This window comes from Annamia dubia NIES-4383 (assembly GCF_055394725.1).
Map to the genome: position 1 here is coordinate 247,229 of NZ_AP025630.1, position 21,687 is coordinate 268,915.

Sequence of the window (21,687 nt, forward strand, 5' to 3'; positions counted from 1 at the left end):
TAATTAGGTTGAAAAACCCCTTTTTAAGACCAATTTAGGGGGAACGAAAGTTAATCAAATCTTGATCAAATGAGTATTTTTGATTAAATAAAAGCTTGTTGAGCTATTTCTCTACCTTCAGTTAATAAATATTCTAAAAAAGTTTGAGCCACAACGGAAACTTGTTTAGTTTGAGGATAAAGCACATACCAATGTTTTTGAATAGGAAAACCCTCCACATCTAACACCACTAACGGCCCATTTTCACCTTCTAAAGCTAAAGAATGATTTGATAAAATGGTTAAGCCCAAGCCCCCAACTACAGCCTGTTTAATCGCTTCATTACTACTAATTTCCATTTCTACTTTGATTTTTAAATGATTTTCTATAAAAAATTTTTCCACAGATCTTCTCGTGCCTGAGCCTGATTCCCTCATAATCAGAGGCTCTTGGGCTAATCTTTCTAAGGAAATATTTTTTTCCTGTGCTAAAGGATGATGACGGGGGGCGATCACCACTAAAGGATTTTCTAAAAAAGGCCGCACCGTAATATCTAAATGCTCCGGCGGTTGTCCCATAAAATAAAGATCATCGAGATTATTTGTTAATCTTTCTAAGATTTGTTGACTATTGCCAATCTGCAAAGAAATACTAATCCCCGGATATTGATGGCGAAAAGGGCCTAAAATCCTTGGCACAAAATATTTAGCGGTGGTAATGGCCGCAATTCTTAAATTACCTTGTTTTAAGCCTTTCATATCGGCCAAAGTCATTTCTAAGAGGGAAAAACGCTCAGAAATATCCCGGCTCACATTTAATACCTCTTTCCCCGCATCCGTCAAATAGAGTTTTTTGCCGATCTGCTCAAATAAGGGCATCCCGATGGCCTTAGTTAGTTGTTTCATCTGTTGGGATACCGTAGGCTGAGTTAAAAATAACTCCTCGGCGGCCTTGGTAAAACTGTTATGTCGCGCGATCGCCTCGAAAACTTGCAGTTGATGTAAGGTGGCTTGTTTCATACTATTATTTTTCATAGACAATTTCTATAAATACTATAATGATTTAGGTATTTATCTATTATAACTTTAGCCTTATGATAAAAGCAACGAGTTCAAAGGAAAAGTTATGGAACAAATCTTAATATCCATTGTAGGCGGTTACTTCTTGCTTTTGATTGGGATTTTCTGCGTGAAAAGCGTTTTTGATCCCAGTATTGATTAACAAAACTTATATTTAACATTATATAGATAATATCTATCCTTTAAGATTTTCTTTATTTTTGAGGACAAATTATGAACCAACTATCAAGACGTAAATTTTTAGTAACCATGAGTGCTACGGCGGCCAGTACCTTTTTCTTACATGGCTGTTTAGGCAATCCCCCCGAACCGATGAGTGATAGTAGTTCATCATCATCGGTAACACCTGTAGCCTTAACGCCGGAAACCACACCGGAAACCACTAAAGCCAAATTAGGTTTTATCCCCATTTTTGAGGCCGCACCCTTAATCATTGCTAAGGAAAAAGGCTTTTTTGCTAAATATGGCATGACTGATGTAGATGTTTCCAAACAGGCTAACTGGGGATCCGCTAGAGATAATGTGGAGATTGGTTCAGATGCTGGGGGGATTGATGGTGGACAGTGGCAAATGCCTATGCCCTATTTAATTTCTGAGGGTTTAATTACCAAAAATAATGTCAAAATCCCCATGTATGTCTTAGCAATGTTAAATACTCAGGGTAATGGCATTGCGATCGCCAAAAGCCAAGAAGGCAAAAGCATTGGTTTAGATATGAGTAAAGCCAAAGATTACATTTTAGGGCTGAAACAATCAGGTAAACCCTTCCGTGCGGCTTATACCTTCCCCAAAGCTAACCAAGATTTTTGGATTCGTTATTGGCTGGCCGCAGGTGGCATTAACCCTGATACGGATGTTAACTTAATGACCGTACCTGCGGCGCAAACCGTTGCCAATATGAAAACAGGTTCAATGGAAGGCTTTAGTACAGGTGATCCTTGGCCGGCGCGGATTGTGGGAGATGGCATTGGCTTTATGGCCGCCTTAACCTCTCAAATCTGGGAATACCACCCCGAAGAATATTTCGCCATGCGAGGCGACTGGGTAGATAAAAATCCCAAAGCGACCAAAGCAATTTTAAAAGGATTGATGGAAGCCCAACAATGGTGCGATGTGAAAGAAAATCGCCCTGAAATGGCCAAAATTTTATCCACTGCCAGTTATTTTAATGTTCCTGCCACTGTTCTTGAGCCGATGTTACTAGGCACTTACATTATGGGTGATAATCAACCGGAAATTCAGGATTATCAAAAGGCCGCTATGTACTGGAAATCGCCTCGTGGTAGTGTTTCCTATCCCTATAAGAGCTTAGATCTGTGGTTTTTAACGGAAAGTGTACGCTGGGGCTTTTTACCCGCTTCAACTTTAGATAATAACGCTAAAGCCTTGATTGATAAGGTTAATCGCTCTGATCTTTGGAAAGAGGCCGCTAAAGAAGCAGGTATTCCTGAATCAGACATTCCTACTACTGATTCTCGTGGCGTTGAAAAATTCTTTGATGGAAAAGAATTTGATCCCGAAAATCCCAAGGCTTATTTAGATAGTTTAGCTATTAAAAAAGTTTAATTAATAGCTCTCGGTTATCAGTTATCAGCTCAAATTTTAATTATTTTAATAACGAAAAAAGGAGTATTAATCATGGCTAATTCTGCCAGAATGAACCGCAAAAAAACCAATAATCCACTGTTAGATTTTTGGTATAAAAACTCAAAAAATATTTTACCTCCCTTAATCGGAATTATCGGCTTTTTAGCCGTTTGGCAAATCGCTTCAATGATCGGTTTAATTAAATTACCTCCCCCTTCCGATTTAATTACCAATGAAAGAACTCGCATCTATTTGATGTATCCATTTTTTGACAGAGGTGGCACAGATGTGGGTTTATTTTGGCAAGCATTAGCTAGTTTAAAAAGGGTTTTAATTGGTTATTCTTTAGCGGCCATTGTTGGGATTGGTACGGGGATTTTAATTGGCTTAAATCCCTTTTTAAATAAGGCTTTAGACCCTTTATTTCAATTCTTAAGAACCGTTCCTCCTTTAGCATGGGTGCCGATCGCTTTAGCCGCTTTACAACAAAATCAACCGGCCGCTTTATTCGTAATTTTTATTACCGCAGTTTGGCCAATTTTGATTAATACCACTGTTGGCGTTCAACAAATTCCCCAAGATTATATTAATGTTAAACAGGTTTTACAACTATCACCTAATAAGTTCTTTTTTAAGATTTTAATTCCTTCTGCTTTACCCTATATTTTCACAGGTTTAAGAATTGCGATCGGGTTAGCATGGTTAGCGATTATTGCGGCGGAAATTGTTATGTCTGGGATTGTGGGAATTGGCTTTTTTATCTGGGATTCCTATCAAAATAATTACATTTCAGATATTATTTTAGCCCTTGTTTATATCGGTGCAATTGGTTTAATGCTCGATCGTTTTATGGCATGGTTACAAACCAAAATCGCCCCCGGACAATAACAGTTAACGGTGAACAGTTACCAGTTACCAATAACAAATAACCAATAATTAATAAATTTAATGAGGTAAATAATCATGAGCGTTTTTGTTGCCGTAGATCAAATTGATAAGGTCTTTGAATTAACAGGTGGTGGTCAATATATCGCCCTCAAAAATATCAATTTAGAAATTAAAAAAGGTGAATTTATTTCCTTAATTGGTCACTCCGGTTGTGGAAAATCAACATTATTAAATATGATCGCAGGTTTAGATCTACCCACTGAAGGAATTGTCACTTTAGAAGGTCAAAAAGTCCAAAAACCTGGGCCAGATCGCATGGTAGTTTTCCAAAATTATTCCCTTTTACCTTGGTTAACAGTGCGTCAAAATATCGCTTTAGCTGTTAATGAAGTAATGGCAGGATTACCGGAAGATGAGCGAAAACAGATTATTGAAGAACATATTGATCTCGTAGGTTTACGCCATGCAGTTGATAAATTACCTAAAGAATTATCAGGTGGAATGAGACAACGAGTTTCGATCGCCCGTGCTTTAGCAATTCGTCCTAAACTGTTACTTTTAGATGAACCTTTTGGAGCATTAGACGCATTAACCAGAGGCAATTTACAAGAACAATTAATGAGAATTTGCGATCAATATCAACTAACATCAATTATGGTGACACATGATGTAGATGAAGCAGTTTTATTAAGTGATCGCATCGTCTTATTAACTAATGGGCCATCCTCAAAAATTGGTGGTATTTTAGAAGTAGATATTCCCCGTCCTCGGAAACGGATGGAAGTAGTTAATCACCCCAGTTATTATAGTTTAAGAAGTGAAATGATTTACTTTTTAAATCAACAGAAACGGGTCAAAAAATTACGCGCCAGAAAAGTTGATGTAGTTACCCGTCATGGTTTAGAAAAAGTCAATTTAGAAATCGGTTTTGTACCCTTAACCGCCTGTGCGCCCCTTGTGATCGCCCAAGAAAAAGGCTTTTTCGTTAAACATGGTTTAGATGAGGTTAACTTAGTCAGGGAAACCAGTTGGCGCGGTATTGTTGACGGGATCGCCGAAAATTATTTAGATGCCGCCCAAATGCCGGGAGGAATGCCCACTTGGTTTACTACTGGAGGTCATCAAAATAAGGCTTTACCCGTAGTATCTGCCCTCACCATGACTCGCAATGGTAACGCTATTACTTTGGGTAAAAAATTCTACGGATTAGGAGTGCAAAGCGCCCAAGACTTAAAACGGGCTATTCTCGAAACAACCGAGGAAAAACACCGTTTAGGCATGGTTCACCCCTCCTCAATGCACAATATTTTATTACGCTATTGGTTGGCTTCTGGGGGTATTGATCCCGATCACGATGTACAATTAAAGACCATTCCCCCCGCTCAAATGGTGGTGGACTTAAAAGCCAATACCATTGACGGTTATTGCGTAGGAGAACCTTGGAATTTTCGCGCGGCTATGGAAGGCGCAGGTTTTACCGTTGCAACGGATCTGGAAATATGGCAAGGACATCCGGGTAAAGTTTTAGGAGTGAGGGAAGATTGGGCGAATAAATACCCTAATACTCACATTGCACTCGTTAAAGCTTTATTAGAAGCCTGTCGTTATTGTGCCGATGAAAATAATCATCAAGAAATCAGGGAATTATTGGCCACCCGAAAATATTTAAGCACCAATATTGACTATATTCATTTAGGAAATCCGAATGAAATCAGTTGTAGCTTAGATCATCCGATGAAAGAATACGCTCATCATGAATTTTTTGGAGAGGGAATTAATCGCCCAATTCGCACCGAACATTTATGGATGATGGCACAAATGGCACGGTGGGGAGATATTCCTTTCCCTCGTAACTGGGTAGAAGTTTTAGAGCGTGTTTGTCGGGTTAATGTGTTTAGTATTGCCGCCAGAGAATTGGGGATTGAGGTACAATATAAACGTACCGGAATTAATCTTTTTGATGGGATTAAATTTAATGATGAAGAACCCATTGAATATATTAATAATTTAGCAATTAAACGTAATGTTACTATCTCAGAAATCATTTTAGATAGCAGAGAACCTGTACCAGTTTTAGCGGCTTAAAAAGCAGGGTGTTTTCAAAGTCAGAAAAGCCCTCACCCCTGCCCCTCTCCCAGAAGGAGAGGGGAGTTTTTTTCCTTGTATTAAATCAAAAATTATTAAAAAATAGATAATTTCTAACAAAAATTAGTTCAATTTATTGAACGATTTATGTTAGCCTTGAACTTAAGTTCAAGGCGTTATCAATGCTTTAAGAGATCACTGCAAGTAATTCACCCGCAATGAAATTAATTTCATTGCTAACAGCGATCACGTAGTGATCCGCTTTGCGGCGCGTTCAATAAATTGAACTCAGAATTGTATTTTACTCCCGATTAATACTAATAAATTTTGAGGTATGTTTTCTAAAATAAGAAACTCAAAACCTCTAAAATTATTTAATTTTATTTCTTTGATATACATATAATAAAAATGTGTAAAAATAAAATATTTTTAAAAAAGAAAGTTAGTTTTTAGAAATTAAGAATTAATTAACGATTAATTGTCACAATAAGTTCTTGCCCTGTATTTTTATCTTTAGCAGAAACATTTAAAATATCACAAGCATCAATATCAAATGTTACTTCAATTTGAGGTAAACCTTTAGGTGCAGGGATAATACCATCTATTCTAAAAGTACCTAAACTAATATTATCCCTAGTAAATTCTCCCTCTCCTTGTAAAATATGAATTTCTACATTTGTTTGTCCATCTACCGCAGTAGAAAAAGTTTCTGTTTTTTTAGTGGGAATTGTTGTATTTCTAGGAATAATTTTACTCATTACCCCACCTAAAGTTTCTACTCCTAAAGAAAAATTAGTAACATCTAATAATAATACATCTTTAATATTGCCACCTAAAACACCAGCTTGAATTGCTAAACCGTTCCCTATTTTATCATATTGATTAAAAACTTTAATAGGTTTTTGATAAAACATAGATTGTAAAATATTTTGAATTAAGGGCATACGAGTACAACCACCTAATAAAACTATAGTATTAATATATTTCCTCTCAATATAAAAGCAATCTTTTATTGCTTTTTCTAATATATTATTAATAATAGATATTAAATCAGAGCAAAGATTTTCAAATTGATTTCTAGTCAAGGTTAAATCCAAATTGATATTATTAAATATAAAGGGAATATTTATTTCAGTTTCGGTTCTACTTGATAATTCAATTTTAGCTTTTTCGGCGGCTTCTAATAATCTCTGTTTGGCTACAGGAAAATTTTTAAGATCAATTCCTGTATTATTTTTAAATTCTTCAATCATCCAATTTACAATTTTTTGATTAAAGTCATTTCCTCCTAAATTTGTATCACTACTATGGGATAAAACTTCAAAAACACCATCACCTATTTCTTGTACAGAAATATCACAATTACCCCCACCTAAATTAAAGAATAAAACCGTTTCATTTATTAGTTTCTTATATCCATAAACTAAAGACCCTGCTGTTGTTTGCTTGATAATTCTCAATACTTCTAAATCTACTTCTTTAGCTACATTTATAATAATTTGATGTTGTAAATAATTCCAATAAACAGGTACAGTAATTAAAACTTGAGTAACTTTTTCTCCTAAATATTCACTAGCATCATCAGCCAATTTACATAAGAAATAAATCAAAATATCTTCAGGGTATAATTTTGCGTTAATAGCTGGACAATCGAAAACAATATCATCATCTTGATCTGCTAAAACTTTATAAGTAACTTGCTTAATTTTTTCGGTAACTTGATCATATTTACAACCAATAAAACGCATAAATGAATTAAAGGTATTTTCTGGATTAGCTAAGGCTTGTTTTTGTGCATTTTTACCAATTAAACATTCACCTTTATTATTAAAAGCTACCATAGTAGGAGTAATATTATCACCCTCAGAATTAGGAATTATGGTAAATTTATCATCTTCCCATAATGACATAACAGTGTTAGTTGTACCTAGATCAATTGCAATTATTTTCCCAGAAGTATAAGCAAAATTTTTAACTCTTTTTGGTTCTATTATTGTATTTTCAACAGGTGTTTTTAAGTTTTCAATACGTTTTAAGATTTCTTGACTTTCGCTAATATTTCCGGCTTGTGAATAGAGAAATTCTGCTTTTTTAAAATCATTAATAGCAATAGTTTGATCGTCTAATCTTAAATGAGCAAGTCCTCTAAATTTATAATATTTAGCTTCATTAGGATTTAATTTAATAGCCTCGGTAAAATTATTAATTGCCTCCTCATAATTCCCTTTTTGAGCATTTTTCATTCCCTCTTGATAAAATATTTCCGCATTATCTTGATTGGGAAAAGTTTTATTATTTGTAATTTCTAAATCTTGCAATATTTCATCTATAGATTGATAACGATTTTTTAAAGCTCTTTGCAACATTTTATCCAGAATATTTGCTAAATTATCACTAATAGATGTTGTTAAATATTCTCGCCAAATCCAACAATCTTCCGTAATATCATATAATTCAAAAGGACTTTTATTAGTTAATAAATGAATACAAGTAATACCTAAACTATAAATATCACTAGCAAAAACAGCTTTCCCTACTGTTTGTTCCGGTGCAATATAACGAGGATCACCAATTCTTGTCCCTGTTTTATTTAAAGTGGTAAAAGTAGCTAATTTTGAAGCACCAAAATCAACTAAAATTAATTCTTGATCCGCATTACGTCTAATAATATTTTCCGGTTTTATATCTCGATGAATAACTTGATTTTGATGAACAAATTGTAAAACAGTTAATAAACTTTTTAGTAATTGTATAATTTTATTTTCATCAAAAGCTCCCAGATTTTCTAATTCTTCTGCTAAATTTTGTCCATCTATAAATTCTTGAATTAGATATAATTGTTCATTTTGTTCAAAGTAAGCAAAAAGTTGAGGAATTTGTTTACTATTTTTACCTAAATTATCAAGTCTTACTGCTTCTTTTCTAAATAAATCTACTGCTTTTTCGACAGTTTTAGTTCCCTGATCTTGAGGAAAAAATTGTTTAATCACACAGTAAGGTTGTGAGGGAATATCTTGATCAATTGCTAAAAAAGTTCTACCAAAACCACCTTCACCAATTTTTTTGATCGGGAGATAATGTTCTCTAAGTAATAATTTATTGCCACAATTTTGACAAAATTGATTATTATTTGGATTTTCTGGTTTTTGACAATTAGGATTTAAACAGTAAGACATATCTAAATTTATTAAACTATACAATAAAACTATATTTATCTGTTAGGTTGGTGGGTAATTATTTAAGTTATTGACTCTGCTCTAAAATTAAACTCAAATCATTATAATAAGCTATTTTACTTTTGTTTGTGACGATTTTCATAATATCATAAAATATTGAGAAAAATTAAGAGCTTTAAGACTTGATACCGCACATTCGTTTTTGTCAAAGGGAGAAGTTTAAGGAAAGTAACGCTCAACTATTCATAGATAAAAGCTATAACAACAATAGAATTTTGGGTATTTATTTATTTTAAAGATTCCTGTTTAATTAAGGAAAATCCTTTAAAAGATTTATTTATAATGCTAATTTTCGTCAATGTCACCATTGATTAATAAATTATATCAGACATATTAAATAGATTTTATCTATAACAAAAAATCACTATTCAACTATTTCAAAACATTCAATTAACAAAGGAGTTAAATATGACAGCAGTTCAAATTAATAATACATTAAACCGATTAAATAACTCAAATAATCAGCCTTATGTTATTTTTGAGAATGTCTCGAAAACCTATCAAACTCCCAGAGGCCCTTATACGGTTTTAAAAGATGTTAATTTAAGCATTAATGAAGGTGAATTTATCTGTGTGATCGGCCATTCCGGTTGTGGTAAGTCCACTTTATTAAATATGGTTTCTGGTTTTAATACACCCTCAGAAGGCTCAGTAACTGTGGGGGGTGAAGCCATTACTAAACCCGGCCCCGATCGCATGGTAGTTTTCCAAAATTATGCCCTTTTACCTTGGTTAACGGCCTTTGAAAATATTTATTTAGGGGTTGATACGGTATATCCTCACAAATCTGAAGCAGAAAAAAGGGCGATCGTCAGGGATCATTTAGCGATGGTAGGCTTAAGTGAGGCGGCGGATAAAAAACCCGGCCAAATATCGGGGGGGATGCGTCAAAGGGTATCTATTGCAAGGGCTTTAGCGATCCGTCCTCAAGTTTTAATTTTAGATGAGCCTTTCGGAGCTTTAGATGCGATCACCAAAGAAGAATTACAAGAGGAATTATTGCAAATTTGGAATGATCACCGTTGCACCGTTTTAATGATCACCCATGATATTGATGAGGCCTTGTTTTTGGCGGATAAACTGGTGATGATGACTAATGGGCCGGAAGCGAAAATCGGTGAAATTATGGAAATTCCTTTCTCCCGTCCGCGCGATCGCGATCGGATCATGGAGGATCCCCTTTATTATGATTTAAGAAATTACGCTTTAGACTTTCTGTATAACCGTTTTGCCCACGATGACACCCAAGATTAATCAATAGTTCAGATATACATTTGTAGGGGTTAACGTCTGTTCACCCCTACCAATTTATTTTCATTATTAAGTGATAAAATAACTAATATTTAATCATAATATAATTAAATATGCTCATAATCTATACTGATAATATCAGCTAAAATTGGCCGAATATTGTTTTTTACTAATTCTTGATGTGCCGGATGAGGAAAATAATTTTCCAAAGAAGATCGATCGTTAAATTTAACAATTAAAGCGTGTTGAAAACCCTGATTTCTTTCTGAAAAATTTTCGCCACAACTAAGATCAATTATACCCGAAATTTTATCTTTAAGCTCTTTTAATCCCTTTAAAGCTTCCGTAATTTGTTCGCAAGTTGCTTCTTCTTGCCACTTAAATAAAACTATATGTTCAATCATAGATTTTGTTTCTAAATTATTTGCTAATTTGTCTTCTTTATTATATCATTATCAGGTATTTTTAAATTGTCAAAATTTATTGATTTTTAGTTCATGAAAATAGCTACTTGGAATGTTAATTCAATTCGTACTCGTTTAACCATTGTTAAAAATTGGTTAGAAACTCATCAAATAGATGTACTTTGTCTTCAAGAAACTAAAGTAATTGATCAAGATTTTCCCCAAAAAGATTTTCAAGAATTAGGTTATCATGTTTATATTTCTGGACAAAAAGCTTATAATGGTGTTGCAATTTTTAGTAAGGAAAAATTAACTAATGTTGAGCGTGGTTTTGCTCCCCTAATTACAGAAGAATTAACGGGTATTTTTGATGAGCAAAAAAGGGTTATTACTGGTAATTATAAAGATATTCAAATTGTTAATTTATATGTGCCAAATGGGAATAGTTTTGGAAGTGAAAAATTTGAATATAAATTACATTGGTTAAAGCTTTTAAAAGAATATTTATTAAAATTAAAACAAGAATCTGAAAATATTTTAATTTGTGGTGATTTTAATATTGCGTTAGATGCTATTGATATTTATACCAAAAAACCGAAAAATCATATTATTTGTTCACCCCAAGAAAGGGAAAGTTTGAATGATATTTTAACAGTAATTGGCTTAAAAGATGTTTTTCGTAAATTTAAAACTGAGGGGGGATATTATACATGGTGGGATTATCGGAGAGGGGGTTTTACTAATAATAGAGGCTGGAGAATTGATCACCATTATTTAACAGAAGAATTGTATAATCAAGCTAAAAATTGTATAATAGATCTTGAACCAAGAAAATTAGAACAGCCGAGCGATCATGCTCCTGTTATTGTTGAGTTTTAATTAATATAGAGATATTGAGAGACGTTTGATCCAACGTCTCTACACTATAATTTTATCAAAGACATATTAAAAATGATGAATCAATTTAACCATAATCAAGCTATTTTATTAATATTTTTAATTAATATTAGTGGCATTTTTCAAGGGTTTATGACACCGATGAGCTTGGCTCAATCTTCTCGTAATTCTATTAATAATAATTCTGCGATCGAACAGTCTGAAGAATCTAATCAAGAAAGATCTTTAACTACTTTAGAGGAAGTTTTATTAAAAGAAAATTTAGCAAAATTAGATCAACAAGCCCAAACTTTATTAATGGAAGGTAAGGCCGATGAAGCTTTTGAAATTTGGGATCAAATTTTAATTTTAGCTCAATCTTTGCCTAGAATAGAAGAAATTAAAACTTTAGCTAAAATTGGTCAAATTGCATGGGATAATAACCGGAAAGTTCAGGTTAAAAATATTGATCAAAGATTGGAAACTATTGCTTTAGAAAAAGATAATTTTGATCGGGAAACTTTAACAGAATTAGGCTCGGCTTTTGCCACAGTTAGAAATAAGGAAAAAGCCCTTAATATTTATCAATTAATCTTAGATCAAGCCATCAGTAGAAATGATATTTTAGATCAACAAAATGTGTTAAATATGATGGGGGAATTGTACTTAAATTGGCTTGATTATTTAGGGGCGGCTCAAACTTATGAAGAATTATTAAAAATAGCTACGGATAATAATAATTCTTATGATCAATTTATGTATTTAGAAAAATTAGCTTATATTTATAATCAATCTTTTCAAACAGAAAATGCTTTAAGAATTAAACAACAAATTGCTCAAACCTATTTAGAAAATCAAGAATTAGAAAAATTAACTATTATTAAAATTGAAATTGGTACAGATTATGAAATTTTACAACAGTTAGAAAATGCTAGTCAAATTTATCAAGAAGCTTTTACTTTAGCTTGGGGTATTCAACAGTTATCGGTGGCGGGAGATGCTTTACAAAAGTTAGGTAATTTATATTATAAATCAGGTTATCTTGATTATGCTTTACAAATTTATCAAGAGTTATTAAAGGTTGAGCAACATTCTTATAATTATTATGGTTTAATGAATACTTATGATAAAATGGGGGATATTTATAAAGAGCAAAACAAATTTCCTCAAGCTATTAATGCTTTTCAAGAGGCTTTAGAAATTGCCCAATCTTTGCAATATCAACAGGCCTATTTTCAGTCTAAAATTGATAATGTTTATCCTAATCAATCTAATATTAATAATGATCTTAATAATAATGAGGAGCAAATTTTAAATCAAAATACTATAATAAATTGATTTATAAAAATAGTTTAAACATAATGACAAATGACAAATAATAAATAACTTTATTTAATAATATTTAAAATATTGATATGAGTGAATCTATTAATTATTATAAACTCCTTAATCCGGCCATTAATCGCATTTTAGACGCTAATCTCGATCGCGCGAGGGAAGGGTTGCGCATTATTGAAGAATGGTGTCGTTTTGCCCTCAATCATAGCGGTTTTACCAATGATTGTAAGGAAATGCGCGCGGAGTTAGCAAGGTGGCATCATCCCCAGTTGCGCATGGCGAGAAATACCATTGAAGACGTGGGAACGGAATTAACTCACCCTCAAGAGGAGACACGGGAGCAGGTAGAATCGGTATTACAGGCGAATTTATGCAGGGTACAGGAAGCTTTGAGGGTATTGGAAGAATACGGCAAGTTATACGATCCATACATGGGTACAACTTTTAAACAGATGCGTTATCGGGTTTATACTTTAGAAAGTAATTTAATGGGCTATTCCCGCCATCACAAGCTACAGGGGGCTTATTTATATCTGATTACTTCTGGCTGTGAAAATCTGTTTTCGGTGGTGGAGTCGGCTTTACAAGGGGGTTTAACCTTAGTTCAATATCGGGATAAAAATATAGATGATCAGCTAAAGTTTGAATATGCTCACAAATTATGCCAATTATGTCACCATTACAACGCTTTATTTATTGTAAATGATCGCATTGATTTAGCTTTAGCGGTTAATGCCGATGGGGTACACTTAGGACAGGAAGATTTACCCATTGAAGTAGCCAGAAGGTTATTAGGCTCACAAAAAATCATTGGTAAATCTACCAGTAATCCAGAGGAAATGTCAAGGGCGATCGAACAGGGGGCGGACTATTTAGGGGTAGGGGCGGTGTATAATACACCCATCAAACCCGATAAACAAGCATCGGGTTATGAATATATTGCCCATGCGGTGGCACATTGTCCGATTCCTTGGTATGCGATCGGTGGTATAGATCATCATAATCTCAATGATCTATTAAACGCCGGAGTTAAAAGGGTGGCGGTCATTCGTGCCATTATGGAAGCAGAACAGCCCGATTTAATGACACAATATTTTTTATCTCAATTATTGCGTCAAAGAAATCCCAGACTGCTGACAGAAGTTAAATCGTACTAAATCATCCTAAAAAAAGGGGAAACTTTGATCAGTGTAACTTCAATTTATTGAAGGTCATTGTATTAGCCTTAAAATTCATTTCAAGGCGATAATAATAGTTTTAGGGTGAACCTTAAATAATTTATCCGCAATCAAATTTATTTTATTGCTAATATATTTAAGTGTTATTCTTTATGGATATAAAAAATATCCGACTTTTAACTCAAAATAAATAAAAAATCTAATGAATCAAATTAATATAAAAGTTAATGGTCAAAATTGTACCTGTGAATCTAATATTTTATTACCCCAACTATTAGAACAATTAAATTTTAATCCCCGTTTAATTGCGATTGAATATAATGGTGAAATTTTACACCGTCAATTTTGGCAAAATACTAATATTAAACAGGGAGATCAATTAGAAATTGTGACGATTGTTGGAGGAGGGTAGATCAGTAACCAGTGACCAGCGACCAACAATCAATAACAAATAATAAATAACAAATAAAATGACTATAGCTAGAACAATTTGTTTTGGTTTTATAACCGTAATTACCTTTGGTGCATTATTATTAATGATGCCATTTTCTAGTAGTGATGGTACTTGGAATAATCCCTTAGTTGCCTTTTTTACCTCAACTTCAGCCGTTTGTGTAACAGGTTTAGTGGTAGTAGATACGGGTACTTATTTTTCATTTTGGGGACAATTGATCATTGCTTTATTAATTTCAATCGGTGGTTTTGGTTATATGATGATGACCACATTTTTAATGTTATTAATGGGCAAAAAATTTGATTTTCGTCAAAAATTAGCGATTCAAGATTCATTTGATCGCCCTTTTTTACAGGGTAGTCGGAGTTTAGTAAAATCAATTTTTGCGACAACTTTAATTTTTGAATTAACAGGAATCTTTTTATTATTCTCTGTTTTTTCGCAAAAATATGAAGGTTTACAAGGAATTTGGATGGCAATTTTTCACAGCATTAGTGCTTGGAATAACGCAGGTTTTGGCCTATTACCAGATAATTTAGTATCCTATCAATCTTCAATTATCGTTAATTTAGCTATTACCGGATTAATTGTTTTTGGAGGAATTGGTTATCAAACTATTATGGAAATGTTCTTTTTCTTGCGCAATAAATTAACTAAAGAAAATCAAAAATTTAGTTTTTCCCTTAATTTTAAAGTAGCAATAAGCACAACTTTAGTATTATTAATAGGTGGAACAATTGCCTTTTTTCTAACAGAATTTAATAACCCTGATACCCTCTTAAATTTAAGTTTAAAAGATAAATTTTTAACCGCATGGTTTCAATCTGTCACCACCAGAACCGCAGGTTTTAATAGTATTGATATTGGCAAAATGACCATGACATCTTTATTTATTACCATTGGTTTAATGTTTATTGGTGCTAGTCCAAGCGGAACAGGAGGAGGCATTAAAACGACTACAATTCGCATTTTAAGCCACTGTACCCATTCAGTTTTAAGGGGCAAAGATCAAGTAATTTTATATAAAAGAGAAGTATCTTTTCCCTTAATTTTAAAAGCAGTAGCCGTTGTTTTTGGATCAGCAACAGTCGTTATTATTGCTACCTTTTTAATTCTATTAGATAACACTGAATTTGATTTTATTAATATTTTATATGAAGTAGTTTCTGCTTTTGGAACAGTGGGACTTTCCGTAGGAATTACCGCAAAATTATCAGTATCAGCTAAAATAATTTTAATTTTAACAATGTATACTGGAAGGGTTGGAGTCTTATTATTAATGAATGCGATTTTAGGAGAAAATCGTCCCAGTTTAATTAATTATCCTCCCGAAAATTTATTAGTTGGTTAAAATACAGTAATCAGTAATCAGTTAAATAATAACCCATAATTAATAGCCAATCACAAAAAATATGACTAACAAACCATTAGATTTTACCGATAAAGATAAGACAGTAAAAATTGGAATTACCCAAAGATCCCTTAAGTTTTTAACCAGTTTAAAAAAAGAAAATCATCAATTTGCTGTGATTGGTTTAGGAAGATTTGGGAGCGCAGTTTCTTCAACTTTATACCACATGGGTTATCAAGTTTTAGCCACTGATATTGATAAAACTTTAGTCTCTCAAGCAGTAGTTGAAAAGATTGCTTCTGATGCTCTACAATTAGATTCTACCGATCCTTTAGCCTTAAAAGAATCGGGTATTTTTGAATTTGATACTGTGATCGTGGCCATCGGTAATTATTTAGAAGAAAGTATCGTTACTACTCTTAATTTAAAAGAGGCAGGAGTGTCTCACATTGTAGCAAAAGCATCATCAGAAATTCATGGCAAACTATTAAGAAAAGTCGGTGCAGATGAAGTTATTTTCCCTGAACATGAAGCGGGGGTACAATTGGCACATACCTTAACAAAACCTTCTATTTTAGATCGATTTGATATTGATCCCCATCATAGTATTGTTGAAATTTTAATACCTGAAAAATTTAATCAAAAAACAATTTTAGAATTAGAATTAAGAAATAAATACGGCTTAAATGTTTTAGCCGTAGGGGATGGAGAAAGTTTTGATATTAACCCCATTCCCCAAAAAGTTTTACAAAAAGGTTTAATTATGATTGTGATCGGCTCAAATGACGATATTAAACGTCTTCCCCTTGATTAATTTTACCCCTAATTAACTATCAATTGATAAAACAATAAAGCGGTTTTTCCATAATTTTTTGAGCGAGTAATTTCTAACCCTTTTATTTCAGTTTCTTGCCAAAATTTTGGATCATATTCCACCGCTATTTCACCTTCATTTTTTAATAACTTAAATTCCACAATTAAATTTAATACATTTTGATATAAATTACTTTGATAAGGCGGATCAAAATAAATTTTATCAAAAGTTTTTGGCGATAATTTCTTTAAATAAATTAAAACATCACCTTTTAATATTTTAAAATTTTGTTCAGCTTTGGCCACAATTTGTAAATTTTCTTTGATAATTTGACAAGCTTGATTATTTTTTTCGATCGCCATTACTTCCTGCGCCCCACGACATAAAGCCTCGGCCGACATTACCCCATTTCCCGCACAAAGATCTAACCAAGAACAATTTTCAATTTCACCCTGCCAAATATTAAATAAAGCCTCTCTTACTTTAGAAGTAGTAGGGCGAGTATTTTGTCCAGTGAGAGTTTTAATTAAACGATTACCATAAATTCTAGTGGTCATTGTTAATATTTTTTAAGCATAATTTTTGAGAAAATCAGTTAAAATCTATCATAGCAATTTTTGTTAATTATTAACACAAACTTGACAAGTTTTTATTTATGTGGTGAAATAGCAGAAAGAAAACTTTTTTCTTGATAAACAAAAGTTTAATAATTTTTTAATTATTAACAAAAAATAAGGAGAAATTAATTTAATGATGTTTAATTTATTGGCTACTGTTTCTGCAAATATTCCTCACACAATTGAGTGGAGTCCTTCCGTAGCGATCGTGATGATTTTATCCAATCTTTTTGCAATTGTGATCGGTCGTTTTGCGATTAAAAATGCAGGTCAAGGGCCTAATTTACCCGTCAACAAACCTCAAATTTGGCAAAATTTTGGTTTAGCTGAATTATTAGCAACAGGTAGTTTTGGCCATATTTTAGGTGCGGGATTTATTTTAGGATTATCTAATGCAGGAGTTTTATAAAATTTAGTTTTTCCTAATATCTTGTCACAAAAATAATGTAGGAAAAAATAGTGATTTTTTCCTACATTATTGATCTTAACAAAAAAATTTTTTAAGCATATTTTTCTCTAAATAATTTTTACCAATTCCCTTTCGATCTAAAATATAATTAATGTTAGCTTGATTTAAAACCCATTGGACATAAGTATTACTATTAGGGCCAGGATAATAACGATAAAGATAATTATATTGATAAACATAAGGGCTATTTTCAATAATTTTAGCTAAAATTAAAGCTTTTTCTTCTAGCCACTCATTTTCTACCCAACTTTGACCATTCCCCACCCCACTTTCATAAGACATTAAATTCTTATGTAAATGCCCCCAACTAGGTTGATTAACGTGGCGATCTTGCCAAATTTCCCAGCGATCTTTTTGATTTTCCCTAATAATTACAAACCAATAATGTACCGCAACATAACCAATAATTCCTGGAATTTTAGCCGCCCTTAATTCTATAATTGTCTTCATCTTTTAACTAACAATTTAACTACAATTAATTTTATGATACCAGAAAAATCCCTTAAATTATCTAATATTTTTGAGGTTTTATCCTTTCCTCAAAAAACCGATTCAGAAATATTTGAAAAAATCATTTCTTCACCCAATTTGCTCATTGAAAAAATTATTTCCACTGGACAAATTACCCCCCCCGATCAATGGTATGATCAACCTCAAAATGAATGGATCATTTTATTACAGGGAGAAGCAATTTTAACTTATGAAAATGGTAGTAATTTTCACTTAAAAACAGGGGATTATTTATTAATACCAAGTCATGTCAAACATCGAGTAGATTATACCAGCGATCACCCTCCTTGTATCTGGTTAGCCATTCATTTTAATCTAATTTAAAAAAGAAAAAATCATTGTTAAATTTTAATTATTAATAATTGGAAATATCACTTATTTTTGAATAATTAAAACCGAACAATGGGCATGATGTAATACATAATTACTAACACTACCTAATAAAAACTCAGAAAAACCTCGGCGACCTCTACGCCCCATCACAATTAAATTAGCCCCCCATTTCTGAGCTTTCTGACAAATTAAGTAGCCCGGCTCTCCCACCTCATACTCACATTCAGCCATCACACCTTGAGCTAAAGCCTTTTCCCCTAAAGATTTTAACCAAATATTCATTTCCTCTTTAGCTTCCTCAATTAATTTTTCCGATAACACAATTAAATCACTTGAATAAAAACCTCCATAAACTCCAATGCTACTGGTATTCATCACATCAGGAATCCCCTGAAATTCACCTTCAACACAGTGAAAAATCATTAATTGACTCTGATATTTTTGTGCAAGAGAAATAGCTTTATTAAAAATATCCTCATTAAAAGGAAAGTAATCAACAGCTATTAAAATTTTGTTAAACTCACAAATATCAATTTGATTAGGAGTTTTTTTTGATTCTTTAGATAATATATTCATACTAACCTCCCATGACTGATTTCAAGTGGGTCTGTTAATTCTAGCTTTACACAGATTTTGATTTATCTTCTCTTTTCGATAAAAATTGTAATAAATTAATATTTTAATTTACACAAATTATTGAATTTTGCTAAATTATGGACAATGTTAAATTAAGATTAAAAAACCTCAAAAATCATGGCTAAAAAACAAAAATTTCCCTATCTTTTAGGGTCAAAATGGACAGCTTGTCAAAGAACTTTAGGGTGGCGACATTTTCAAGTAATTAACCGCAAAAATCAAGGTGAATGGGTCTTTGCGGAAATGGTAGCTTCTTGTGATAAAAATGCCCGTTTTTGGGTCAATGCCCAACAATTGAAAGATCGTAATTTATGGACACCGGGCTGGAAAACTTTAGAAGAAATGAGACAACCCGAAGATAATTTTGATCTGATTATAAGGTAAGTTTAGTTAACAACTAAAAATTGATTTATCTAATGTTTAAAAATTTATGAGTTTGTAAACTAACTCGCCATTGAGGATGTTTTAAAACATAATCAAAAATTAAATTTTCACTTTCTTTGGTATTCCATTCGGGTTGTAAAAATTTTAAAGTATCAACGGGCAATTTTTCGGCCTCATTTTCAGCCCATTGGAAATCTTCTTTTTGTGCAATAACTACCTTTAATTCACTTACATAATCATAAATACTTTGATTAGGAATTTTAAAAGGTTTAGGGGAAAAAGTCACCCAGTCAAATTGACCAGAAAAAGGATGTGCGCCCGATGTTTCCAAATGGACTCTTAAATTTTGCTCATGTAAAGCCTCTGTTAATGGGGTCAAATTATGTAACAGAGGCTCACCCCCTGTTATAATCACAATTTGAGGATTAACTGTTTTTGCTTCTTGGGCTAATTCTATGGCATTTTGCACAGGGTGTCCCTTGGGAGTCCATGTTTCCTTTTGATCACACCAAGGACAATAAACATCACACCCCCCCAAACGAATAAAAAAGGCATTGACCCCAACAAATGCCCCTTCACCCTGAATTGAATGGAATTTTTCGACAATTGGATAGGTTATCATATTAATAGAAAATAAAATCAACAAAGTTGATTCGATCAAACGAATAAGATCAATTACTTAGACTATTGACAAATACATCATTTTGTGGAACAAGACAGCCAGACCCCTTGATTTTTCCTGAAAAATAGTGTATCATCATACTCGACTTTTGTAACTTGTGATTACCTTGGTAACTCAGTTTACACCAATCTGATCTCAAAAAACAAAAAACAAAACTTAAAATAAAACTTAAAATAAAACTTTAAGACAAAAGGAGGTATTCCGCCTTGGCCAGAAAAAGAAAACGCAAAAGTCGCCGCCGCCAAGAAGGACGAAAAATTTTAGAATTAGTCCCTCAGTTTAACATTGAGAGTGGTGAAGATAAACCAGTAACAGCCGCACGGAAGTATATCTCAGCTAAGGGAATACAACCTCCGGCGGTTGTTATTGTAAAAAGAAACGAACATACAACAGATCGATATTTCTGGGCTGAAAAAGGATTATTTGGCGCTCAATATGTAGAAGAAAACCATTTCCTTTTTCCTAGTTTGAGGGCAATTAGTCCTCAAATTAAGAAGACCACAGTGGCAATCTCACGTCGCTCAAGTAGTATACCATAAGATCATTCTCTTTGATTTTCATTTGTTTAACTTGGTTGATCCGACTGGGGAAAGGCCTTACTCTTAAGGGGAGTGGGGCTTTCAAATTTTTAGGAATTTTGTTGGTTAATCTTCTTTCTCATCATACCAAAAGATGATCATTTGGGGTAAAAATTTAGTAAAGTATAATTTTAAAGAAAACTCACTCTTAGAATCTTAATTATTAAGGTATGGATATTCGTTTAAAACAGGCTTTTGACCAAAGAAAAGCCCTCAAAATTATTAGCGGTTTAAATAATTTCGATCAACAACTTGTGACTTGTGTTGTTAAGGCGGCGGAAATTGGTGGTGCGACTTTCGTTGATATTGCCGCAGATCCGGCTTTAGTTGCTCACATTCGTCAAGTTACCACTTTACCAATCTGTGTTTCAGCCGTTGAGCCTCAATTATTTCCGGCGGTAGTGGAAGCTGGAGCGGATCTGATTGAAATTGGTAATTTTGATTGTTTTTATGCTCAAGGTAGACATTTTAGCGCTTCTGAAGTGTTGGCTTTAACCCGTCAAACTCGCGCTTTATTACCTAATATTACCCTTTCTGTCACTGTTCCCCATCTTTTACCCTTAGATCAACAGGTTGAATTGGCCATCGCCCTTGTGGAAGCAGGTGCGGATATTATTCAAACTGAAGGCGGCACCAGCAGTAATCCCGTGAGTGCTGGTACATTAGGACTAATTGAAAAGGCCGCTCCCACCCTAGCGGCGGCTCATGCTATTTCCCGTGCGGTATCCGTACCCGTTTTATGTGCTTCAGGTTTATCTGATGTGACTGCTCCCATGGCGATCGCCGCCGGAGCTTGTGGGATCGGTGTGGGATCTGCGATTAATAAATTAGATAACGAAATTTCCATGATTGCGGCTATGCGCAGTTTAGTAGAGGCTTTAGAGGTTAATTCGGTTAAAGTTTGTGCTTAATTTTAATCATAATTAGCCACTCAAAAAACTTCTGAAATAAATTATTT

Annotated in this window: 22 protein-coding genes; 15 read left to right on the forward strand and 7 right to left on the reverse strand. The window is 33.2% G+C overall.

Annotated elements, in window-relative coordinates; all coding sequences use genetic code 11:
* Nucleotides 1–83: 83 nt before the first annotated feature.
* Nucleotides 84–998 (reverse strand): LysR family transcriptional regulator, encoded by a 915-nt coding sequence (locus tag Anndu_RS01265; protein ID WP_464102627.1) that lies wholly within the window; start codon nt 996–998, stop codon nt 84–86.
* A gap of 273 nt (nt 999–1,271) precedes the next feature.
* On the opposite strand from Anndu_RS01265, the gene Anndu_RS01270 reads away from it, so the two are divergent.
* The 3 genes from Anndu_RS01270 (at nt 1,272) to Anndu_RS01280 (ending at nt 5,618) form a co-directional block, all read left to right on the forward strand.
* Nucleotides 1,272–2,624, forward strand: coding sequence for a CmpA/NrtA family ABC transporter substrate-binding protein (locus tag Anndu_RS01270; RefSeq protein ID WP_464102628.1), 1,353 nt, complete (start codon nt 1,272–1,274; stop codon nt 2,622–2,624).
* A 72-nt stretch (nt 2,625–2,696) separates the two neighbouring features.
* On the forward strand, nt 2,697–3,533 hold the full coding sequence (ntrB, locus tag Anndu_RS01275; RefSeq protein ID WP_464102629.1) for a nitrate ABC transporter permease: 837 nt from the start codon (nt 2,697–2,699) through the stop codon (nt 3,531–3,533).
* A gap of 75 nt (nt 3,534–3,608) precedes the next feature.
* Nucleotides 3,609–5,618, forward strand: a complete 2,010-nt coding sequence (locus tag Anndu_RS01280; RefSeq protein ID WP_464102630.1) for an ABC transporter ATP-binding/substrate-binding protein — start codon at nt 3,609–3,611, stop codon at nt 5,616–5,618.
* A 467-nt stretch (nt 5,619–6,085) separates the two neighbouring features.
* On the opposite strand, the gene Anndu_RS01285 is transcribed toward Anndu_RS01280, so the two are convergent.
* Nucleotides 6,086–8,794 (reverse strand): Hsp70 family protein, encoded by a 2,709-nt coding sequence (locus Anndu_RS01285; protein ID WP_464102631.1) that lies wholly within the window; start codon nt 8,792–8,794, stop codon nt 6,086–6,088.
* A gap of 468 nt (nt 8,795–9,262) precedes the next feature.
* On the opposite strand from Anndu_RS01285, the gene Anndu_RS01290 reads away from it, so the two are divergent.
* Nucleotides 9,263–10,108: a nitrate ABC transporter ATP-binding protein gene (locus Anndu_RS01290; protein ID WP_464102632.1), complete on the forward strand. Its 846-nt coding sequence runs from the start codon at nt 9,263–9,265 to the stop codon at nt 10,106–10,108.
* 104 nt (nt 10,109–10,212) lie between these two features.
* On the opposite strand, the gene Anndu_RS01295 is transcribed toward Anndu_RS01290, so the two are convergent.
* Nucleotides 10,213–10,509: a Dabb family protein gene (locus Anndu_RS01295; RefSeq protein WP_464102633.1), complete on the reverse strand. Its 297-nt coding sequence runs from the start codon at nt 10,507–10,509 to the stop codon at nt 10,213–10,215.
* Nucleotides 10,510–10,602: 93 nt separating this feature from the next.
* On the opposite strand from Anndu_RS01295, the gene xth reads away from it, so the two are divergent.
* From xth to Anndu_RS01325, 6 genes are all read left to right on the forward strand, one after another.
* A complete protein-coding gene (gene xth / locus Anndu_RS01300) occupies nt 10,603–11,388 on the forward strand; it encodes an exodeoxyribonuclease III (RefSeq protein WP_464102634.1) in 786 nt (261 codons plus the stop codon).
* 72 nt (nt 11,389–11,460) lie between these two features.
* A complete protein-coding gene (locus Anndu_RS01305; protein ID WP_464102635.1) occupies nt 11,461–12,723 on the forward strand; it encodes a tetratricopeptide repeat protein in 1,263 nt (420 codons plus the stop codon).
* 77 nt (nt 12,724–12,800) lie between these two features.
* On the forward strand, nt 12,801–13,880 hold the full coding sequence (locus tag Anndu_RS01310) for a thiamine phosphate synthase (RefSeq protein WP_464102636.1): 1,080 nt from the start codon (nt 12,801–12,803) through the stop codon (nt 13,878–13,880).
* Nucleotides 13,881–14,103: 223 nt separating this feature from the next.
* Nucleotides 14,104–14,313: a sulfur carrier protein ThiS gene (thiS, locus tag Anndu_RS01315; protein WP_464102637.1), complete on the forward strand. Its 210-nt coding sequence runs from the start codon at nt 14,104–14,106 to the stop codon at nt 14,311–14,313.
* Between the two features lie 58 nt (nt 14,314–14,371).
* On the forward strand, nt 14,372–15,706 hold the full coding sequence (locus Anndu_RS01320) for a TrkH family potassium uptake protein (protein WP_464102638.1): 1,335 nt from the start codon (nt 14,372–14,374) through the stop codon (nt 15,704–15,706).
* 61 nt (nt 15,707–15,767) lie between these two features.
* Entirely contained in the window at nt 15,768–16,520 is a 753-nt protein-coding gene (locus tag Anndu_RS01325) for a potassium channel family protein (RefSeq protein WP_464102639.1), read from the forward strand.
* Between the two features lie 8 nt (nt 16,521–16,528).
* On the opposite strand, the gene rsmD is transcribed toward Anndu_RS01325, so the two are convergent.
* Nucleotides 16,529–17,077, reverse strand: a complete 549-nt coding sequence (rsmD, locus tag Anndu_RS01330; protein ID WP_464102640.1) for a 16S rRNA (guanine(966)-N(2))-methyltransferase RsmD — start codon at nt 17,075–17,077, stop codon at nt 16,529–16,531.
* Between the two features lie 193 nt (nt 17,078–17,270).
* Here rsmD and psaK point away from each other — a divergent pair, with 193 nt between their 5' ends.
* Nucleotides 17,271–17,546, forward strand: coding sequence for a photosystem I reaction center subunit PsaK (psaK, locus tag Anndu_RS01335; protein WP_464102641.1), 276 nt, complete (start codon nt 17,271–17,273; stop codon nt 17,544–17,546).
* Between the two features lie 75 nt (nt 17,547–17,621).
* Here the strand turns inward: psaK and Anndu_RS01340 are convergent, their stop codons facing one another.
* Nucleotides 17,622–18,056 carry a DUF3750 domain-containing protein gene (locus Anndu_RS01340; RefSeq protein WP_464102642.1) on the reverse strand — a complete coding sequence of 145 codons (435 nt, stop codon included), beginning with the start codon at nt 18,054–18,056 and terminating at the stop codon, nt 17,622–17,624.
* A 33-nt stretch (nt 18,057–18,089) separates the two neighbouring features.
* Between Anndu_RS01340 and Anndu_RS01345 the strand changes: the two genes are divergently transcribed.
* Nucleotides 18,090–18,440 carry a cupin domain-containing protein gene (locus tag Anndu_RS01345; RefSeq protein WP_464102643.1) on the forward strand — a complete coding sequence of 117 codons (351 nt, stop codon included), beginning with the start codon at nt 18,090–18,092 and terminating at the stop codon, nt 18,438–18,440.
* Nucleotides 18,441–18,491: 51 nt separating this feature from the next.
* On the opposite strand, the gene Anndu_RS01350 is transcribed toward Anndu_RS01345, so the two are convergent.
* Nucleotides 18,492–19,025, reverse strand: a complete 534-nt coding sequence (locus tag Anndu_RS01350; RefSeq protein WP_464102644.1) for a universal stress protein — start codon at nt 19,023–19,025, stop codon at nt 18,492–18,494.
* Between the two features lie 177 nt (nt 19,026–19,202).
* Between Anndu_RS01350 and Anndu_RS01355 the strand changes: the two genes are divergently transcribed.
* Nucleotides 19,203–19,469: a TIGR02450 family Trp-rich protein gene (locus Anndu_RS01355; RefSeq protein WP_464102645.1), complete on the forward strand. Its 267-nt coding sequence runs from the start codon at nt 19,203–19,205 to the stop codon at nt 19,467–19,469.
* Between the two features lie 25 nt (nt 19,470–19,494).
* Here the strand turns inward: Anndu_RS01355 and Anndu_RS01360 are convergent, their stop codons facing one another.
* Entirely contained in the window at nt 19,495–20,091 is a 597-nt protein-coding gene (locus Anndu_RS01360) for a 7-carboxy-7-deazaguanine synthase QueE (RefSeq protein WP_464102646.1), read from the reverse strand.
* A 266-nt stretch (nt 20,092–20,357) separates the two neighbouring features.
* Here Anndu_RS01360 and Anndu_RS01365 point away from each other — a divergent pair, with 266 nt between their 5' ends.
* Nucleotides 20,358–20,690: a DUF3155 domain-containing protein gene (locus Anndu_RS01365; RefSeq protein ID WP_464102647.1), complete on the forward strand. Its 333-nt coding sequence runs from the start codon at nt 20,358–20,360 to the stop codon at nt 20,688–20,690.
* 209 nt (nt 20,691–20,899) lie between these two features.
* Nucleotides 20,900–21,640 (forward strand): DUF561 domain-containing protein, encoded by a 741-nt coding sequence (locus tag Anndu_RS01370; RefSeq protein WP_464102648.1) that lies wholly within the window; start codon nt 20,900–20,902, stop codon nt 21,638–21,640.
* The last annotated feature ends 47 nt before the right edge of the window (nt 21,641–21,687 follow it).

What these genes read in the sequence shown, in the direction of transcription:
- Anndu_RS01265 (WP_464102627.1), bottom strand. Translation starts at nt 998, where the DNA reads ATGAAACAAGCCACCTTACATCAACTGCAAGTTTTCGAGGCGATCGCG.
- Anndu_RS01270 (WP_464102628.1), top strand. Translation starts at nt 1,272, where the DNA reads ATGAACCAACTATCAAGACGTAAATTTTTAGTAACCATGAGTGCTACG.
- ntrB (WP_464102629.1), top strand. Translation starts at nt 2,697, where the DNA reads ATGGCTAATTCTGCCAGAATGAACCGCAAAAAAACCAATAATCCACTG.
- Anndu_RS01280 (WP_464102630.1), top strand. Translation starts at nt 3,609, where the DNA reads ATGAGCGTTTTTGTTGCCGTAGATCAAATTGATAAGGTCTTTGAATTA.
- Anndu_RS01285 (WP_464102631.1), bottom strand. Translation starts at nt 8,794, where the DNA reads ATGTCTTACTGTTTAAATCCTAATTGTCAAAAACCAGAAAATCCAAAT.
- Anndu_RS01290 (WP_464102632.1), top strand. Translation starts at nt 9,263, where the DNA reads ATGACAGCAGTTCAAATTAATAATACATTAAACCGATTAAATAACTCA.
- Anndu_RS01295 (WP_464102633.1), bottom strand. Translation starts at nt 10,509, where the DNA reads ATGATTGAACATATAGTTTTATTTAAGTGGCAAGAAGAAGCAACTTGC.
- xth (WP_464102634.1), top strand. Translation starts at nt 10,603, where the DNA reads ATGAAAATAGCTACTTGGAATGTTAATTCAATTCGTACTCGTTTAACC.
- Anndu_RS01305 (WP_464102635.1), top strand. Translation starts at nt 11,461, where the DNA reads ATGATGAATCAATTTAACCATAATCAAGCTATTTTATTAATATTTTTA.
- Anndu_RS01310 (WP_464102636.1), top strand. Translation starts at nt 12,801, where the DNA reads ATGAGTGAATCTATTAATTATTATAAACTCCTTAATCCGGCCATTAAT.
- thiS (WP_464102637.1), top strand. Translation starts at nt 14,104, where the DNA reads ATGAATCAAATTAATATAAAAGTTAATGGTCAAAATTGTACCTGTGAA.
- Anndu_RS01320 (WP_464102638.1), top strand. Translation starts at nt 14,372, where the DNA reads ATGACTATAGCTAGAACAATTTGTTTTGGTTTTATAACCGTAATTACC.
- Anndu_RS01325 (WP_464102639.1), top strand. Translation starts at nt 15,768, where the DNA reads ATGACTAACAAACCATTAGATTTTACCGATAAAGATAAGACAGTAAAA.
- rsmD (WP_464102640.1), bottom strand. Translation starts at nt 17,077, where the DNA reads ATGACCACTAGAATTTATGGTAATCGTTTAATTAAAACTCTCACTGGA.
- psaK (WP_464102641.1), top strand. Translation starts at nt 17,271, where the DNA reads ATGATGTTTAATTTATTGGCTACTGTTTCTGCAAATATTCCTCACACA.
- Anndu_RS01340 (WP_464102642.1), bottom strand. Translation starts at nt 18,056, where the DNA reads ATGAAGACAATTATAGAATTAAGGGCGGCTAAAATTCCAGGAATTATT.
- Anndu_RS01345 (WP_464102643.1), top strand. Translation starts at nt 18,090, where the DNA reads ATGATACCAGAAAAATCCCTTAAATTATCTAATATTTTTGAGGTTTTA.
- Anndu_RS01350 (WP_464102644.1), bottom strand. Translation starts at nt 19,025, where the DNA reads ATGAATATATTATCTAAAGAATCAAAAAAAACTCCTAATCAAATTGAT.
- Anndu_RS01355 (WP_464102645.1), top strand. Translation starts at nt 19,203, where the DNA reads ATGGCTAAAAAACAAAAATTTCCCTATCTTTTAGGGTCAAAATGGACA.
- Anndu_RS01360 (WP_464102646.1), bottom strand. Translation starts at nt 20,091, where the DNA reads ATGATAACCTATCCAATTGTCGAAAAATTCCATTCAATTCAGGGTGAA.
- Anndu_RS01370 (WP_464102648.1), top strand. Translation starts at nt 20,900, where the DNA reads ATGGATATTCGTTTAAAACAGGCTTTTGACCAAAGAAAAGCCCTCAAA.